Here is an 18,471-nt window from a genome sequence, read left to right as displayed (position 1 = left end):
TATGTTACAAATATGCTATAACGATTAACTTGGTAAGATATTGACTACGATTTTAGAATATTTGTTTATTGTTCGTTTTAGAAAGTTAATTTCTAAAGGAGACCGTATAGCCTTACTTTTGATTGTACTTCTTTATTTTGCGATTGCATTTTTAGTTTTTAGAAATTACCAGCATTTTCAAAATTATATTTTGCTCTTTTTTCTTGATACTGTTGGTTATCATTTGCAAAGATCCGATATCGAAATCTTGAAGTTGAAAAAAAATTATAAAGCAATATTGTTCTTAGAATATCTTATTTATTCCCTGCCTTTTTATTTGGTTTTATTATTTAAAGAAGAGTTTTTGCTTATTACGGGAGTATTAATTTTTAATGTTGTTTTAATAAATCTTCCAAAATCAAATTTCAAAACAATACGATATCCTTTTAATTTGTTTAATGTTTACTGGCACATCAATTTTAGAAAATACAAGTTAATATATCTATTTCCTCTTTTAGCCATTTTAATTTATGTAGCCGCAGAATATCAAAATCATAATCTTATTTATTTTGTATTGCTTGTTTTAGGAATAATAGCTTGTAGTCCGTCTTTTGAGAGAGAACAGGCAGAAGAAATTAAACGAAATCCTTATACGGCAGAAAAATATTTGAAGTGTCAACTAAAGAATACCGTTATTAATACATTTTACATCACCATTCCAATTGCCGTCATGCTTTGTTGTTTTCAGCAATGGGAAAAATTACTATGGGTTGGATTTGTATTTATTCCACCATTATTAAATGTTATTTTGAAATACCTCTATTTTAGAAATGACCTAATGCATCAAATTGTTTTTGTTCTATTTATTGTTTCAAGTGTCCTATCTTTTGGAGCTTCATTAATAGCAATGCCATTTATGTACAAAAAAGCAATTAAAAATTTAAAAGCCATTAAATATGCTGAAGATTCAAATTGATCAAAAAAAATACGGCGACAAACTAATATTAGAAGACATCAAGATTAACATTAAAAAACCTGGAATTTATGGTGTGATTGGAAAAAATGGACATGGCAAAACAACACTTTTTAAATGTATCTTGGGTCTTGAAAGGTATAATGGAAGTTCTATTTTAAATCAGGAAAAACTAATGCTGCAGAATGCGGGTTGGGTTCCTACTGAGCCTCCAATTTATGACGAACTTACGGCTCCAGAATTTTATGACTTTTATGCCCATTTGTTAGATTTGAAGACTTTTGTTTTTGATGAAATTTTTGAAGTTCCAGAAAACCAGTTAATTCGAGAATTTTCAACAGGCATGAAAAAGAAAACGTATCTCAATGCTGTTTTTCAGAAAGATTTTTTAATCTACATTTTAGACGAACCTTTCAATGGATTGGATTTAGAATCAAATTATTTGTTAATGAATTACATTCGAGAACTTTCTAAAACCAGCATAGTTTTGATTTCTTCTCATATTCTAGAAATCTTATACAAAGATTGTGATCAAATTTTTCTGCTAAAAGACAAAAACATACAGCTATTTGAGAAAACTGAATTTTCAGAAATAGAGAAAATGCTTTTTAGGTAATGTAGTATAAAGTGGCTTTTGATTTAAATGTTTGTTAATTAATAAACATTTCGATTTCTCGTTTTAACAAGATACTGTAACTTTACTTTTCGAACACTGCCTTACTCGATTGGCAGTAAAAAATCACTAAAAGTTACAAGTATATGGCAACGAAATTATTTTCTCCGCTCACCATAAAAAAAATCACTTTAAAAAATAGAATCGCTATTTCGCCAATGTGCCAGTATTCTGCAATTGATGGATTTGCAAACGATTGGCATCTGGTTCATTTAGGAAGCCGTGCCAGCGGAGGAGCCGGACTTATTATTCAGGAAGCGACGGCGGTTTCTCCAGAAGCAAGAATTTCTCCAGCCGATTTAGGAATCTGGAAAGACGAACATATCGAAAAACTAAAACAAATCAACGCTTTTATTGTTTCTCAAAATTCGATTCCTGGAATTCAGTTAGCGCATGCAGGAAGAAAAGCAAGTGTTTCGGCTCCATGGTTGGGAAATAAAAAGTTAGATTTCGCTCAAGGCGGATGGCAAACCGTTGCACCAAGTGCGATTCCGTATCATGATAACGAACCCTTTCTTCCAGAAGCGTTAGATAAAAACGGAATCCAGAAAGTGATCTCCGATTTTAAAACCGCTACAAAAAGAGTAGTAGAAGCAGGATATCAGGTTGTAGAAATCCATGCGGCTCACGGATATTTATTGCACCAATTTTTATCGCCTTTAACAAATGTAAGAACCGATGAATATGGAGGAAGTTTCGAAAACAGAATTCGCTTCACTTTAGAAGTTGTAGAAGCAGTACAGTCAGAATGGCCGTCAGATCTACCTTTATTGGTTAGAATTTCAGCAACCGACTGGGCAGAAAATGGTTGGAATCCAGAAGAATCTGTGCAGCTTTCTAAAATATTAAAAGAAAAAGGAGTAGATTTAATTGATGTTTCGTCAGGCGGATTGGTTTCGCATCAGAAAATCACATTAGGGCCAGGTTATCAAGTTCCATTTGCAGAAAAAGTGAAACAAGAGGCGGGAATTTCTACAGGTGCAGTGGGTTTAATTACAGAAGCCAAACAAGCAGAAGAAATTTTAAATAACAGTCAAGCCGATCTGATTTTATTTGCCAGAGAATCTTTAAGAAACCCAAATCTTCCTTTGGATTTTGCCAAAGAACTAAACGACGATATTCAATGGCCAAAACAATACGAAAGAGCTAAACTTTAATTTTTTTTCCGCCACGAATTCACGAATCTATTTTTTTTAATTCGTGAATTCGTGGCGAATAAACTAAAACAAAACCAATGCAAAAGATAAAAACAGCATTATTATCATACGGAATGTCGGGGAAAGTTTTTCACGCTCCATTTTTAGATATTCACGAAGGATTTGAACTTTTAGGTTCTTGGGAAAGAAGCAAAAAATTAATTCAAGAAGATTATCCATACGTAAAAAGTTATGCTTCGCTCGACGAATTATTAAACGATGATGTCGATTTAGTAATTGTAAACACACCCGTTGGAACGCATTACGAATATGCTAAAAAAGTGCTTTTGGCAGGAAAACATGCTGTTGTAGAAAAAGCATTTACCACAACGGCTGAAGAAGCAAAAGAATTGGCAAAAATCGCGAAAGAAAAAGGCTTGAAATTGGCTGTTTTCCAGAACAGAAGATGGGATAGCGATTTTAAAACCGTTAAAAAAGTAATCGATGATGGTCTTTTGGGAGATTTGGTCGAAGCCGAATTTCATTTTGACAGATACAATCCGTTATTGAGTCCGAAAGCACATAAAGAAACTGCCAATGATGGAGCAGGAGTTCTAAAAGATTTAGGCCCTCATATTATAGATCAAGCAGTAAGTTTATTTGGCTGTCCAAAAGCTGTATTTGGAGATATTCGAGTAACGAGAGAAAATTCTGTTGTAGACGATTGGATCGATCTGACTTTGTTTTATTCTAATTTCAGAGTTCGTTTAAAAGCAGGATTTTTTGTGAGAGAAGCCAATCCGGCATATACCATTCACGGAAAAAAAGGTTCTTTCTTAAAACCTCGAGGAGATGTTCAGGAAGACGATTTAAAAGTGGGCAAAAAACCAAACCTAGATTCTTGGGGAACAGAAGATGAAAGTTTACAGGGACTTTTACACACCGAAATAGAGGGTAAAATTGTGCGAGAAAAAATACCAACGCTTCAAGGCAATTATTTCAGTTTCTTCGATGGCGTTTACGATTCTATTGCAAACGATAAAAAAGAACCTGTTACCGCAGACGAAGGTGTAAAAGTAATGCAGGTTATAGAAGCTGCAATTGCGAGTAATGCACAGCAAAAGGTAATAGGCATATCATAATACATTCCGTTAGGAATGTCTCATTGGTAGTAATGCAGGTTATAGAAGCAGCAATTGCGAGTAATGCACAACAAAAAGTAATAGGCATATCCTAAAAACATTCCGTAGGAATGTCTGATCGGTAGTAATGCACAGCAAAGGTGATAAACATATCATAAAAACATTCCGTAGGAATGTCTCGTCGGTAGAAAATAATAATATTCATCCGCGTTTACGTTCCGTAGGAACGTTTGATTTTGGGTATTATTTTTTAATAATCTAATGTCTCAAACGTTCCTACGGAACGTAAAACATAGACAACGATATTTTTTTTCTACCGATGAAATGTTCCTACGGAACAATGAAGTATAAATAAAAAAGGGATAATCTCAATTTTTGAGATAATCCCTTTTTATTTTCTTAAAAAAAATCAAACCAATTATAATTCTACTAAAGCCGAAAAATTGTAATTTTAGGAATAAGAATTCAACTCAAAACCTTTGAATTTATAAACAATAACGTTGTATATTGTGTATAACCTTAGCCTTTATGCACTTTAACGAGCGTTTTTAGTATTTTTGATCCTATTCCAATAAAATTCAATATGCTGTTAAACATTAATCCATTATCGCTTTTTCAGACCAAAGCCAAAATCAAGAAAGTATTTAGAGAAGCCAAAGCTTCCTATTTAAATCGGATTCGTTTTGCTGTGGGAATGTTTTATTTCGGAATGGGTTTGAGTTTTGCCACATGGGCTAGTAGAATTCCAGATATCAAAACCGCTTTACATTTAACAGAAGGAGATTTAGGTTCTATTCTTTTTGCACTTCCGGTTGGACAGCTAATTGTTATGCCTTTTTCAGGAAAAATGGTAACCAAATTCGGTAGCCATCGTATTCTAATTTTCTCTTTAATTATGTATGTTTTGTGCTTAATCAATTTAGGTTTGGCGACAACATCGTTACAATTATCATTAGGATTATTTTTGTTTGGCGTGTTCGGAAATCTTGCCAATATTGCCGTAAACACGCAAGGGGTTTATACTGAAGTTTTGTTCAAAAAAACAATCATGTCCTCTTTTCACGGAATGTGGAGTTTTGCTGGATTTACAGGTGCACTTGTAGGTTTGGGAATGCTGGCTTTAAAATTAAGTCCGCTACATCATTTTATAATTGTAGCCGGAATTGTTTTATTGATGGTGGCATTTAACTTTAAATTTTTGGTTAGAGCTAAAGAAAAAAAGAAACCAAAAGAAGAAGGCAAAAAGCTATTTGTAAAACCAGATACCGCGTTACTTTGGTTAGGTGTTATCGGATTCTGCAGTATGGCCAGCGAAGGCGTTATGTTCGACTGGAGCGGTGTTTACTTTAAAGATATTGTAAAAGCACCTGGACCATTGGTGGTTTTAGGCTACACTTCTTTTATGATTATGATGGCCAGTGGAAGATTTCTTGGCGACGGATTAATCAATAAATTTGGCCGAGAACGCGTTATGCAGATCAGTGGTGTTATGATTTCGGCTGGGCTTTTTACAGCTGTTTTTCTTCCTTATATTATTCCGTGCACAATCGCCTTTATGTTTGTAGGTTTGGGTGTTGCCACGATCGTTCCTACTGTGTATAGTATTGCAGGTAAAAACCCGACCGTTCCTGCGGGCGAAGCTTTAACGATTGTTTCGAGTGTAAGTTTCTTAGGGTTTTTAATGGGGCCGCCAGTAATTGGGCATATTGCACAAAGTTTCGGGCTTCAGTTTTCTTTTGCCTTTATCGGAATTTTTGGTGTTCTAATTGCTTTTATGGTTTCTAAAATTAGAACAGAAGCGTAATAGTTTGCCTTTTTAAAATTGTCTATTATTAGCTATTCTTTCATTACATCAAAATAGATTTGAGAGAATTTACTTATAATTAAATATTTTGTTTATTTTTGAATTTCAAACTTCAAGCTCTGAAGTTTGAAATTTTTTTTTCCAAAAACCAATTTTATCTTTTGAATTAAGGATTACAATCCTAGAATATTTTCAAAGTTAATAGTAGGTTTTAATGGTAAAAAATTACGTAGTCTTCTTTATTTTTTGGTTTTTTAATTTTGCTTTTTCGCAGAAAGAAATTACGGTAACAGGAATTGTTATTGATGCCCGAACGCAGAATCCGTTGGAAAGTGTAGTGGTAACGATCCAGAACACAGCCGTGATGCAGCTTACGTCAAAAACAGGGAAATTTGAACTTCATATATTTCCTAAAAAAGAACAGCTGCTTTTACTAAGAAGTCAAGGATACAAAGATTTTCTTTTAAAAGTAAAGTCTAATTCTGGGCAGGATATTGATCTCGGTATTTTACAATTAGAAGATACCTATTCAGACGAGGTTCCGGCTGCATTGATTACGCTCTCAGATAATGATTTTTCAGATGATAACAGTTCATCAGAAATGACATCTGGACTTTTACAATCTTCAAGAGATGCTTTTATGCAAGCATCGGCATTCAATTGGGGACAAGCTAGATTTCGTATGCGTGGTTTAGACAGCGAAAATGCAGTCACGATGCTTAACGGAATGCCAATGAATAAAATCTACGATGGCAGACCACAATGGGGAAATTGGGGTGGTTTAAACAATGTGCTTCGAAATCAGGAATTCTCAGTAGGAACGGCTGCTTCCAATTATACTTTTGGAGGCGTTTTAGGAACACAGCAGATTTTTACTCGTGCTTCTTTGTATAGAAAAGGAACATCACTAACGTTTTCGGGAAGCAATACCACTTACTTATGGCGGGCAATAGGAACATATGCTTCAGGTATGAATGCTTCTGGCTGGGCATATGTCGTTTCAGTAGGAAGACGGTGGGCAGATGAAGGCTATTTTGAAGGAACCAATTTCGATGCTGATTCTTTTTTTCTTAGTGTCGAAAAGAAATTAAACAACAGACATTCTATCAATTTTACAGGATTTTACACGCCAAATTCTCGCGGAAAGAATTCTGCTAATACAGCTGAGGTTACTGATTTAATGGGCGAAAAATACAATTCGTATTGGGGATTTCAGAATGGTAAAAAGAGAAATGCAAGAATAAAAAATGTAAAAGAGCCACTCTTTATGCTGAATCATTATTTTAAAATAGATGATAAAACCAATCTGAATTCTTCTATTATGTATCAATTCGGTAAAGTTGGAAACAGCAATATCGATTACCAAAATGCTGATAGTCCAGATCCTGTTTATTATAAAAAAATGCCAAGCTATTTTAGTTCGCTTTACGCGAAAGATCAAGGCGAATTTTCGGGTGCATTTACTCCAGATTATGAAAATGCAGAAAAAAACAAAGTGGCATTTCTGGAACATCCGCAGATCAATTGGGATGAAATGTACTTTGCCAATCAAAAAATAGAACAAAATGGTTATTTGCCTGCTCAAAGTCATTATGTGCTTTATGAAGACCGAACAGATGATCGGACTTTGGCAGTAAATTCAAATCTGAATACACAGATAACTCCCAATATTTCTTTTGATGGCGGATTTACTTTCAAAAAATTAAAATCGCATAATTTTCAATATTTATTAGATCTTCTTGGCGGAGCCTATTTTGATGATATTGATCCGTTTTATAAAGGAAGCCTTTCGCAATCCAATTTGCAGCATCCAGATCGCCAAGTCGTAAAAGGAGATATGTACGGATACAATTATAATTTACTGGCCAATACTTTAGATGTTTTTGCGCAATTTAAATTTAGCTATAATAAAACAGAATTCTTTTTGGCGCAATCCTATTCCATGTCAGATTACCAAAGAGAAGGATTATATCAAAACGGATTGTATCCAGCAAATTCGCTAGGTAAAAGTGAGAAAGTAAATTTTGAGAATTTCGGTTTCAAAGGAGGTTTTACCTATAAAATTTCAGGAAAACAGTTGTTGTTTTTTAATGCTGCACATTTTACCAGAGCGCCTTCGCTTCGAAATACGTTTTCAAATTCACGTTTAAATAATAATGTCGTTGACGGAATCGAAAGTGAAAATATCAGTAGTGCCGAGGCTAATTATGTATACCGTTCAGCAAAACTCAAATTACGCTTAACAGCATATTATTCTTTGATTAAAAACACTTCGAAAACTTCTTATTTCTATGCAGAAGGAATTTTTGACAACGGTTCGGGTTATGATTCAACCAATGCATTTGTAAGTCAGACTTTGACCAATTTGGATAAGAAAAACACTGGAGCAGAATTAAGTTTTGAATATCAGATTTGGCCAACAGTAAAAACAACTTTATCTGCAGCATTCGGAAATTACATCTACAATAGCAATCCGAACGTAATTATTGTAAACGATGCCAATAGAGCGAAAGAAGGAGCGCAAACAACTTTTGATTTTGGAGAGGCTTATTTAAAAAACTACAAACAGCCAGGAACTCCACAACAGGCCTATTCTTTTGGATTAGAATATCGTGATCCAAAGTTCTGGTGGATTGGAGGCAACATCAATTATTTGGCAGAAAGTTATATTGATGTTTCGCCAATTTCTCGTACTTCTCAATTTTATATCAATCCAGCCAATAGTTTTCCTTTTCCTGAAGCAACATCTGAAAGAGGAAATGAATTGTTAAAACAAGAAAAGTTTAATCCTGCTACATTACTAAATTTTAGCGGAGGCAAATCTTGGCGTATTCATAAAAAATATGTGGGGCTTTTTGCCAGCATAAATAATGTTTTCGATTTAATGTATAAAACTGGTGGTTTTGAACAGGCAAGAAATGCCAATTTTAGAGCATTAAATCAGGACGCATCTAGTGGAACGCCATCTTTTGGACCAAGATATTATTATGGCTATGGCCGAACTTATTTTCTAAATCTTACAATCGGTTTATAAACCTATTCCTCATGAAAAAACTAATTTTATTTTTTGTTATATCGTTACTGTATGGTTGCAGTAACGAGGTTGAAACGCCAGAATTAAAATGTAATCAACCTAATTTTACTGTAAACAAATCGGTAGCAAAAGTATGTGAGCTTTCGGGAACGACTGCAAAACAATATTTATATGATGATATCATAGAAGCTTATGTTATATCGAGTGATGAAGGAGGTAATTTTTTCAAAACGATTTCATTACAGACAAAAGAAACTGAAAATGCGCCTGCGATTGGTTTTAGTGTTCCAGTTGATGCCACCAATACTTACATTGATTATCGAGTGGGAAATAGAGTGTTTGTAAAACTTAAAAATCAATTTACAGATTTGTATTATGGTGGTTTAAGAATCGGAAGTTTGTATGTGAGCAATGCTGGAGATCCGACAATTGGAAGAATTTCTCAAAACGAATATAGAAATGTGTTGAATGCTTCCTGTACAACTATAGACGAAAATCAATTGGTAAAATCACTTTCTGTGGAAGAAGCGTTTTCAGATTCTAAACTAAATACTTTGATTGAATTAAACGATGTTGAATTTACAGAAGCGGCATTAGGACGACATTATTTTGAAGAATCCAATAACGTTGGAGGTTCTACCAATTGGTATTTGAGAGATAAAACAGGAAATCAGATTATTTTTAGAACCAGCGCTTATGCAAAATTTGCAGATCATTTTGTGCCAGAAGGAAGCGGAAAAGTAAGAGGTATTCTAACAAAATTTGGTTCTGATTATCAGTTTATGGTTCGCTATGAAAGTGATATTGTGATGAATGGGAAAAGAAACACTCCATTTTTTTCTGAAGATTTCCAATCCGTTAAAAACAATGTCAATTTTACGCTTCCAGGTTGGAGTAATATTGTTGAAAAAGCGGCAAAATTGTGGAAAAGCATGGTGTATTCTGGAAATGGTTATGCAGAATTTAATACCACAAGTACAACTGCGACTGAGAATATAGCTTGGTTAGTTTCGCCAAAAATAAATCTTACAGGGTATAAAAATGCTGTTCTCTCGTTTAGAAGTGCACAGCATGATTTGAAAGTAAATTCGCCTCTAAATACTTTAGAAGTTTATGTTTCAACCAATTTTGATGGTGCAAGTGTGACCAAAGCAAAATGGACAAAATTGGAAGCAAAGGTGCCAACGCTTTCAACGCCTGCTCGAGAATTTATAAGTTCTGGCGGAATCGATCTTTCTGCTTATTCTGGAAACATACATATTGCATTTAAATATATTGGTTCTGGAAAAGACAAAACATTAAATGGTGCTTTTATGGTAGACGACATAAAGATATTTGGAGAGAAGTAAAAAGTAATTTAGAATAATGGAAATAATGTGCTGATTTTTAAAGTATTATTGAAAAGTTTGTAGTTTTTGTATTTCAAAACGTTAAAATCTAATTGAATTTTGTATTTTGGTCATCCCAAATCAATACAAAAACAAATATGAAAACCTACTTTATTGCCATCTTAATGATGGTGTTTCCTTGCTTGATGCACAGTCAAGACGACGTTAAACTAAAGCAGATTAACATTGTAAGAACAAATTACCAAAACTCTAAAGACGGCGAAATTGTTAACAAAACAATGGTTTTTAAAGAGGGTAAGCTTCAAACCATAACCACTTCAGATGTTGTACAGCATTTTTATTACAACAAAAATGGTTTGCTGGATATGACTGTAAAAGACAAAGTGGGAAGCGATTGGAAAGAAGTAATCAACTATACTTACAACCCTGATAACAACATTACCAAATTTGTGAAAAAATATCAGGAAGGCCCTAATTATATTACAAAAGTGGTTTCGTTTGTATATGAAGGAGCAAGGGTAAAAGTAACTACAAAAAAGAGCACCAACCACCAGAATTTAGTAGACGATATTGAATATCTTGTTGAAAACGGAATTATTGTAAGACGTACTTCACGAGATAGAAATAAGGCTATTATTGGAAAATTAGAATATGTTTATGTAAACGATAATGTATCAAGACATAAAGGATTGGTAGGAGACAAAATCTCTAAATCATACACTTACGATGATAAAAAGTCGGTTGACCAGTTAATCGTTCAGAGTCTTTTTGGAGATAATTACAAAGTAATTGTTCCAATGATTTCTTATCATGAAGAAGAATTTGAGTTTGAATCTATTTCTTATAATAACGAAATGAATTTCAGCCCATCATCTACAGCTTTAGTTGCGGTGAGCAGAAAATACAAATACAACAAATTAAATTACCCAATTTCTTGTTCTCAAATAGAAGAAAACGGAATTGTGAAAACGGAAAAAACGTTTATTTACGAATAAAGGTTTTAAACTTAGACCATTCATTTGAAAAGTGGAACTTTAGTTGAGTTTATCTTGACGGGTTCCATTTTTTTTTGAATTATAATGTCTTAATATAAGTGTAAAAACAAAATTGTATAATTGATTGTAGCTGACAAATGATTAAATTTGCACCTTATTCAAGACTATGTTAGAAAAAGAAGTTATAAATTTTGAGAGAACAGTTATCGTTGGTATTGTTACTCAGAATCAAAGTGAAGAAAAACTAAATGAATATTTAGACGAATTGGAGTTTTTAACTTTTACCGCTGGAGGTGAAGTTATTAAACGTTTTTCGCAGAAAATGGAACGCCCTAATCCTAAGACTTTTGTTGGAACAGGGAAAATTGACGACATCAATCTTTTTGTAAAAGAGAACAAAATATCGACTGTAATTTTTGATGATGAATTAACGCCATCTCAGCAAAAAAATATCTCAAGAATAATTGACTGCAAAATCTTAGACAGAACGAACTTGATTCTAGATATTTTTGCACAGAGAGCAGAAACTTCATACGCGCGAACGCAGGTAGAATTGGCACAATGCCAATATTTATTGCCAAGACTTTCTGGTTTATGGACACACCTTGAACGTCAAAAAGGAGGTATCGGTATGCGTGGACCTGGAGAAACGGAGATCGAAACAGACAGACGTATTGTGCGTGACAGAATTTCGCTGCTGAAAGATAAAATCAAAACGATCGACAAACAAATGAGTATTCAGCGAAGCAACCGTGGAGCAATGGTTCGTGTAGCCCTGGTTGGATATACCAATGTTGGAAAATCGACTTTGATGAATGCAATTGGTAAAAGTGATGTTTTTGTTGAGAATAAATTATTTGCAACTTTAGATACAACAGTTAGGAAAGTGGTTATTAAAAACCTTCCTTTTTTACTTTCTGATACAGTAGGATTTATTAGAAAATTGCCAACACAATTGGTTGATTCTTTTAAAAGTACCCTAGATGAGGTTCGTGAAGCCGATTTGTTGCTTCATGTTGTAGATATTTCTCATCCAGATTTTGAGGATCATATCGAGTCTGTAAATAAGACTTTACAAGAGATTAAAAGCAACGATAAACCAACCATTATGGTTTTTAATAAAATTGATGCTTACAAACATCTTACAATCGATGAGGATGATTTAATTACAGAAAGAACTCGTAAACACTATACTCTTGATGAATGGAAACAAACTTGGATGAGTAATGTAGGAGGAGATAAAGCACTTTTTATCTCTGCACGAAATAAAGAAAACTTTGAAGAATTTAGAGAAACAGTTTATGAAGCGGTTAGACAGATTCATATTACTCGTTTTCCTTATAACAAATTCTTGTATCCAGATTATAAGGATGCAGTTGAAAAGGATGAAGAAGAGGAATAGTTAATTAACCGCAAAGAACGCTAAGATTATTTAAAGTATCTTTAGAAAATATAAAGTTCGCAAAGCTAAATCTACATATAGCTTTGCGAACTTTGTTTTTTATATAAATGTAACTTATGAAAATCTTAGCGTTTTTTGCGGTTAATTATTAGCAGTTTCAATTTTTAGATTAAAATCCAAAATTAACTCCTAAACCAAATACTTGTCTGGTTTGAAGTCCTCTGAAGGCATTGTCGTCATATATTGCTTGAAAAGCAAAATTTGCAGATAAGAATTTGTTAATTTTCATAATGATATTCAAAGAATAATTGATATCTACATTTTGAGGATCTTCTAGATAATTAGAATATAAATTAAGTGCGTTTTCTGCCGTTACATTCGTCATAATGGCTAATTTGTAATAAACTGATGCATAAAAACCCAGTTCATAGCGCATGGTTTTGCCTTCGTCAACACCAAAATAATCTCCATCTACATAAGGCAGGCCAGTAAACCTGTCTATGCCGCTTGTATAAGCGTTGTCTACAAAAGTGAATTTTGAAGTCAGTGGTGCAAAGTTAATTTTAAGATTTTCATCTTTAGACCAATAAATACCAGGTCCAGTGGTAAGATATCCTGGTGACATAAACTTCGTCTGTTCAGTTCTGATCTCTTTACCGTTGGCATCCTGCCCATAAATATAACCTGTCGTAAATTGAGTTCTGAAGTTTAAGAAATAAGAGTAATACCATTCACCAAAGGCTCTTTTGCCAAGTATGGAATTAAATTCTAAACGGTCGTCAGTCTTTTTTCCGAAATCAGTATTTTTAGTTTGTAAAAGACCATATGACGCTAGTATTTTGTTATCCCACGTTATATCTTCTTTTTTGTAATTGAAGTCGTAATTGATTCCGAGTGTTCCCGAAAAGCTGTCTTCACCTCCTGCAATCCAGTTATTGAAGCTAGACTGATTTAATAAAAGAGATACGGTTCCTTTTGCTTTCCAGCCTTCTTTTTCAATTGTATCATTGATTTTTTTTACGGCTTTTTCGGTATTTTGGGCTAGTTCTTTTTCGGTGTTTTGGGCTTGAACAAAAGTAAGATTTGCTAAAACGAAGAGCAATGATAGAATCTTTCTCATGGTTTTTAGTTTAGAGTGTATTATCAAATATACTAAAAACCAATGGAAAGTTAAGTGATGTTATCCTGTTAATGCAGGTTATTTCTTAGATTCTTTGTATAAAGGTACTGCAGAGCATGCTTCGCCGTACATAATGCTTCTGGCAAATGGCTGCAGATAAGTTGTTGCCAAAATGTAAGCCCTCATAGGAACGGGTTTTCTAGAGCAACCTTTCACAATTACAGGTTTGCCTATGTATGCAGAGTAATCAATTTTAGTTAGAATTTCTTCGTAAAGACTGGCGTCAAGATCTTCAATTGTTCCGTTAACGACTTTTTTTGCGAAAGGTGCTAAATGAACACTTACTAAAATTAATGCCCAAGCAGGAATTATAGCATCTGTACTGCAATGTACAGCCACATATTGATCTTGATATTGAGACCAATCATGATTTTTTAAATGCTCTCTAAAGTCTTTTTCTTTCAATAAAAATCCTTCCAAAAGCCATTGCGAAATGTCAATCTGCACACGCATTCCTTTTGGATAATAATCCTCTAAATCAAAAACTTCTAAAGCACTATTGGCAACTTTATTGATGATTTCTTCCATATGAAAAGTTAGTTTCAAGTTTGAGGTTTCACGTTTCAAGTTGTGTAACCTGAAACGTGAAACTTTAAACCTGAAACAGGTATTAAAGCATTCCTAATTCTAATTTCGCTTCTTCGCTCATTAAATCTTTGCTCCAAGGCGGATCAAAAGTAATTTCAACGTCAACATCTTTAATGTTTTCGATTGTTTTCACTTTTTCTTCTACTTCCCTTGGTAAACTTTCAGCAACTGGGCAGTTTGGAGAAGTAAGTGTCATAAGGATTTTTACTTCGTAATCTGTGTTTACCATTACGTCGTAGATTAATCCTAATTCGTAAATATCTACAGGAATCTCAGGATCGTAAATGCCTTTTAAAACTTTTACAATTGATTCTCCTAATTCGTTTGTGTCTATTTCTTGTTCCATTGTTTTTGTTTTTGAACACTAAGTGTTTTATGTTTTTACCATTAAGACATTAAGAAAATTAAGTTTTGCTTTGTGTCAAAATAGCAAGCTTAATTTACTTTTTACTATTAAGGAAATTAAGCATATCATCTTTATGAAACTTAATTTCTTAATGGTTTAATTAAAATTTAATTTTTGTTTTTAGCATCAAAAGCCAAAGCGTACATTTTGATGTTTTTTATCATCGAAACCAAACCGTTGGCACGCGTTGCAGATAGATGTTCTTTTAATCCAATTTCATCGATAAAATCAGTATCGGCTTCTAGGATATCTTTTGGTTTTTGATTAGAGAAAGCACGAATTAAGATTGCGATTATTCCTTTTGTCAAAATAGCATCGCTGTCGGCTGTAAAAACGATTTTATCGCCCTGCTCTTCACCTTGTAACCAAACTTTTGACTGACAGCCTTTAATTAAATTATCATCGGTTTTGTATTCTTCTTTTATTAACGGAAGACTTTTTCCTAGTTCGATGATGTATTCATAACGTTGCATCCAGTCATCGAACATTGAAAATTCATCTATTATTTCGTCTTGTATTTCTTTTATTGTCATAATTATTCTTTAGAAAAGTCAACTAATAAATTAACTAGTTTTTCGATTTCTTTTGGAGGAAAACCGTTATCAAAACCTGGAGTTTCATACGTTTTTCCGTCTTTTACTATTTTTAAATTTCCTATTGCAGCACCGTCGTAAGTACGTTTGTCTGTTGGTGCTTTTAAAGTAGAAAGTCCTTCTAAATTTACTTTTGAAAACGCATCAACAATTTTATTCCATTTTGCATCATCAATATTACTGCTAACGGCTTCAGCATTACGTTCCTTAATAACCGAAACAGTTTTGTCTTGTACCGTTATCACTTTAAAATAACCTCTAGAATGAGCGGAGTATTCAATTTGTGTCGATTTCATATCGGTCTTTTTTTGACTGCAACATCCAGTTGCAATAAAAAGAGTTAAAAGCAATAGTGATAATATTCTCATATGTTTCTTTTTTAGCTTAACATGGTTTGTGCTTTTTTCACAGCATCAACCATTGCGTCAATTTCTTCTTTTGTGTTGTAAAAAGAGAAAGAAGCACGAATTGTTCCTGGAATACAGAAGAAATTCATAATTGGTTGTGCGCAATGATGTCCTGTTCTAACGGCAATTCCTAATTTATCTATAATAGAACCAACATCATACGGGTGAATTCCGTCAATATTAAATGAAACTACAGAAGCTTTATTTTTGGTGTTTCCATAAATTCGGATACCTTCAATTTCGTTAAGGCGTTTTGTAGCATGCTCTAACAATTCATTTTCATATTCATGAATTTTATCAAAACCGATCTCATTTAAATAATCAATTGCAGTACCTAAAACAATCCCGCCAGCAATATTTGGCGTTCCTGCTTCAAATTTATGAGGTAAATCAGCGTAAGTTGTTTTCTCAAAAGTAACTTCTTTGATCATTTCACCACCGCCTTGATAAGGAGGAAGTTTGTTTAGCCATTCTTCTTTACCGTAAAGAATTCCTGTTCCTGTTGGCCCGCACATTTTATGCCCTGAAAAAGCATAAAAATCGCAATCTAATTCTTGAACATTTGGTTTTAAATGCGGAACAGCTTGCGCGCCATCAATTAAAACTGCAGCACCCACTGCGTGAGCTTTATCGATAATATATTTGATTGGATTAATTACACCCAATGCATTTGAAATATGATTTACAGTAACAATTTTCGTTTTGTCTGAAAGCAATTTGTCAAATTCCTCAATGATTAATTCTCCATTGTCATTGATTGGGATAACTTTTAAAATTGCTCCAGTTTTCTCGCATAACATTTGCCAAGGCACAATATTACTGTGATGTTCTAATGAAGAAACTACAACTTCGTCACCAGGTTTTAAAATGGAAGCAAAACCATTTGAAACCAAATTAATTCCGTGTGTTGTTCCCGAAGTAAAAAGAACTTCGTGTGCGTGCTTTGCGTTGATATGGTCTTTTACTTTTCCGCGAGCAACCTCGTAAGCATCAGTTGCTAACTGGCTTAAAGTGTGAACGCCACGATGAATGTTGGCATTAATTTCTTTATAATATTTTACTTCTGCATCAATTACAACTTGTGGTTTCTGAGAAGTAGCTCCGTTGTCGAAATATACTAATGGCTTTCCGTTTACAGTTTGAGAAAGTATCGGGAAATCAGCTCTTATTTTTTGAATATCTAGCATGTCTTATTTAGAAAAAATCTATTTACAAAAGTACTAAAACTAAATTTGTTTATACAGTAATTCTATAATTTCCTTTTATGGTGCCATTGATTTAGGGCGTAAATGCTGATTCCGTAAAAATCAAATCAGTTTTCTGAATTATCTGAAACGGTTTTCTAATTTGATGCTTAAAATCTTGAACATAAATTATTTATATTGCAGTAAAAATATCTAATCATCATGAAAAAATTTCTCAAAGTACTTTTGCTTGCAGTGGTTCTTGCTTTTTTGTATTTCGGATTTACAACTTATCCAAAGCTTGATTTGATTTCAGGCTTCTCGGCCAAAAGTGTCGCATCTGGACATTTTATAGATAATCGTCCGTTGGATTTAATTGAAAAAACCGACAATGATATCGATATGATTGATTTGGCGAAAAATTCAATTGATGAAGCTGGGAAATTTGCCACTTCAAATATTTATGGTTTAAAGGAAAGAAAAGCAATTTATCGTGAAGGTTTAGGTGCAGTTTTGATTAATGATAATTTTGATGTTTCAAAACCATATCTGCTTCCAAAAAGAACAAAATTAGAAAACAATCTACCATTTCCATATGGAAATAATGAGCCAAAAGATACTGCATTTTCTGATATAGATTATTCGAAATTGAAAAAAGCTGTCGATAATGCTTTTGACAAAACAGGTGGAAAAATCAAAAGAACTCGCGCTGTTGTGGTTTTGTATAAAGATAAGTTGATTGCCGAAAAATACGATACAGGTTTTAATAAAGACAGTAAAATTTTAGGCTGGTCAATGACAAAAAGCATTACAAGTTCGGCTTTTGGCGTTTTGGCTAAACAAGGAAAAATAGATATTTACAAGCCTGCTCCAGTTACAGAATGGAAAAATGATGAGCGTAAAAACATCACACTTAATGATTTGCTTCACATGAATTCTGGTTTAGAATGGGAAGAAAATTACAGTACAATCTGTGATGCTACAAAAATGCTTTTTCAGGCCGAAGATATGGGAAAAGTACAATTGGATAAACCAGCACAATTTAAACCCAATACACATTGGAATTATTCATCAGGAACAACCAATTTATTATCTCTGATTTTAAGAAGACAATTCAAAACACAACAAGAATATCTTGATTTTTGGTACAGCGCCGTAATTGATAAAATCGGAATGAACTCGATGATTGTCGAACAAGATATGTCAGGAACTTTCGTAGGCTCATCTTACGGATGGGCAACGCCAAGAGATTGGTCAAAATTTGGATTATTATATCTGCACAAAGGAAACTGGAACGGTGAACAGATTTTGGATGAAAGCTGGGTAAAATATACGTCAACTCCAACCAATACTTCAGAAGGAAAATACGGAGCACAATTTTGGTTAAACGCTGGAGGAAAATTCCCGGATGTTCCTAGAGATATGTTTTATTGCAGTGGTTATCAAGGTCAAATGGTGGCGATTATTCCGTCTTTGGATATGGTTATTGTGAGAATGGGAGTAAGAGAAGGTGATAAAAGTTTTGACTTTAATGGGTTTTTGAAAGATATAATTTCTTCAGTAAAAAAATAAGATTTAACCGCAAAGAGCGCAAGGATAAAAGCCCAAAGTTCGCAAAGTTTTGTA

At 33.6% G+C, this 18,471-nt stretch carries 16 protein-coding genes; 10 read left to right on the top strand and 6 right to left on the bottom strand.

The features are described from left to right. The first annotated feature begins 40 nt into the window (after positions 1-40). From ACFO3N_RS01680 to hflX, 9 genes are all read left to right on the top strand, one after another. The gene (locus tag ACFO3N_RS01680) at positions 41-955 is read left to right on the top strand and encodes a hypothetical protein (RefSeq protein ID WP_379794968.1); all 915 of its coding nucleotides are present in this window, start codon (positions 41-43) and stop codon (positions 953-955) included. Next, positions 936-1,568: an ATP-binding cassette domain-containing protein gene (locus ACFO3N_RS01675; protein ID WP_379794967.1), complete on the top strand. Its 633-nt coding sequence runs from the start codon at positions 936-938 to the stop codon at positions 1,566-1,568. Before ACFO3N_RS01680 ends, ACFO3N_RS01675 begins: the two co-directional genes overlap by 20 nt. A 143-nt stretch (positions 1,569-1,711) precedes the next feature. Next, positions 1,712-2,782 carry an NADH:flavin oxidoreductase/NADH oxidase gene (locus ACFO3N_RS01670; RefSeq protein WP_379794966.1) on the top strand — a complete coding sequence of 357 codons (1,071 nt, stop codon included), beginning with the start codon at positions 1,712-1,714 and terminating at the stop codon, positions 2,780-2,782. Positions 2,783-2,859: 77 nt separating this feature from the next. After that, positions 2,860-3,903, top strand: a complete 1,044-nt coding sequence (locus ACFO3N_RS01665; protein ID WP_379794965.1) for a Gfo/Idh/MocA family oxidoreductase — start codon at positions 2,860-2,862, stop codon at positions 3,901-3,903. 583 nt (positions 3,904-4,486) lie between these two features. After that, positions 4,487-5,707: an MFS transporter gene (locus ACFO3N_RS01660; protein ID WP_248728963.1), complete on the top strand. Its 1,221-nt coding sequence runs from the start codon at positions 4,487-4,489 to the stop codon at positions 5,705-5,707. A gap of 214 nt (positions 5,708-5,921) precedes the next feature. Further along, complete coding sequence (locus ACFO3N_RS01655) at positions 5,922-8,741, top strand: carboxypeptidase-like regulatory domain-containing protein (RefSeq protein WP_379794964.1); 2,820 nt, start codon at positions 5,922-5,924, stop codon at positions 8,739-8,741. 11 nt (positions 8,742-8,752) lie between these two features. Then, a complete protein-coding gene (locus ACFO3N_RS01650; protein ID WP_379794963.1) occupies positions 8,753-10,090 on the top strand; it encodes a DUF5689 domain-containing protein in 1,338 nt (445 codons plus the stop codon). 137 nt (positions 10,091-10,227) lie between these two features. Next, positions 10,228-11,085, top strand: a complete 858-nt coding sequence (locus tag ACFO3N_RS01645) for a hypothetical protein (RefSeq protein WP_379794962.1) — start codon at positions 10,228-10,230, stop codon at positions 11,083-11,085. Positions 11,086-11,251: 166 nt separating this feature from the next. Further along, the gene (gene hflX, locus ACFO3N_RS01640; RefSeq protein ID WP_379794961.1) at positions 11,252-12,487 is read left to right on the top strand and encodes a GTPase HflX; all 1,236 of its coding nucleotides are present in this window, start codon (positions 11,252-11,254) and stop codon (positions 12,485-12,487) included. 169 nt (positions 12,488-12,656) lie between these two features. Here hflX and ACFO3N_RS01635 read toward each other — a convergent pair whose 3' ends face one another. The 6 genes from ACFO3N_RS01635 to ACFO3N_RS01610 all read right to left on the bottom strand — a co-directional run bounded on the left by ACFO3N_RS01635 (position 12,657) and on the right by ACFO3N_RS01610 (position 16,848). Then, positions 12,657-13,607, bottom strand: a complete 951-nt coding sequence (locus tag ACFO3N_RS01635) for a DUF3078 domain-containing protein (RefSeq protein WP_379794960.1) — start codon at positions 13,605-13,607, stop codon at positions 12,657-12,659. 78 nt (positions 13,608-13,685) lie between these two features. Next, complete coding sequence (locus tag ACFO3N_RS01630; RefSeq protein ID WP_379794959.1) at positions 13,686-14,195, bottom strand: DUF2480 family protein; 510 nt, start codon at positions 14,193-14,195, stop codon at positions 13,686-13,688. An 82-nt stretch (positions 14,196-14,277) separates the two neighbouring features. Further along, positions 14,278-14,601: an SUF system Fe-S cluster assembly protein gene (locus ACFO3N_RS01625; RefSeq protein ID WP_017494560.1), complete on the bottom strand. Its 324-nt coding sequence runs from the start codon at positions 14,599-14,601 to the stop codon at positions 14,278-14,280. Positions 14,602-14,768: 167 nt separating this feature from the next. Further along, positions 14,769-15,194 (bottom strand): SufE family protein, encoded by a 426-nt coding sequence (locus tag ACFO3N_RS01620; protein WP_379794958.1) that lies wholly within the window; start codon positions 15,192-15,194, stop codon positions 14,769-14,771. A 2-nt stretch (positions 15,195-15,196) separates the two neighbouring features. Further along, complete coding sequence (locus ACFO3N_RS01615) at positions 15,197-15,622, bottom strand: hypothetical protein (protein WP_095929600.1); 426 nt, start codon at positions 15,620-15,622, stop codon at positions 15,197-15,199. An 11-nt stretch (positions 15,623-15,633) separates the two neighbouring features. Continuing rightward, on the bottom strand, positions 15,634-16,848 hold the full coding sequence (locus tag ACFO3N_RS01610) for an aminotransferase class V-fold PLP-dependent enzyme (RefSeq protein WP_379794957.1): 1,215 nt from the start codon (positions 16,846-16,848) through the stop codon (positions 15,634-15,636). A gap of 219 nt (positions 16,849-17,067) precedes the next feature. On the opposite strand from ACFO3N_RS01610, the gene ACFO3N_RS01605 reads away from it, so the two are divergent. Beyond that, entirely contained in the window at positions 17,068-18,417 is a 1,350-nt protein-coding gene (locus ACFO3N_RS01605) for a serine hydrolase domain-containing protein (RefSeq protein ID WP_379794956.1), read from the top strand. Positions 18,418-18,471: the final 54 nt, after the last annotated feature.

This window comes from Flavobacterium chungangensis (assembly GCF_042654045.1).
Classification (GTDB): Bacteria; Bacteroidota; Bacteroidia; order Flavobacteriales; family Flavobacteriaceae; genus Flavobacterium; species Flavobacterium chungangensis.
Note: the sequence above shows the minus strand (reverse complement) of the source record. Positions and strands in the feature narration are given on the sequence as shown.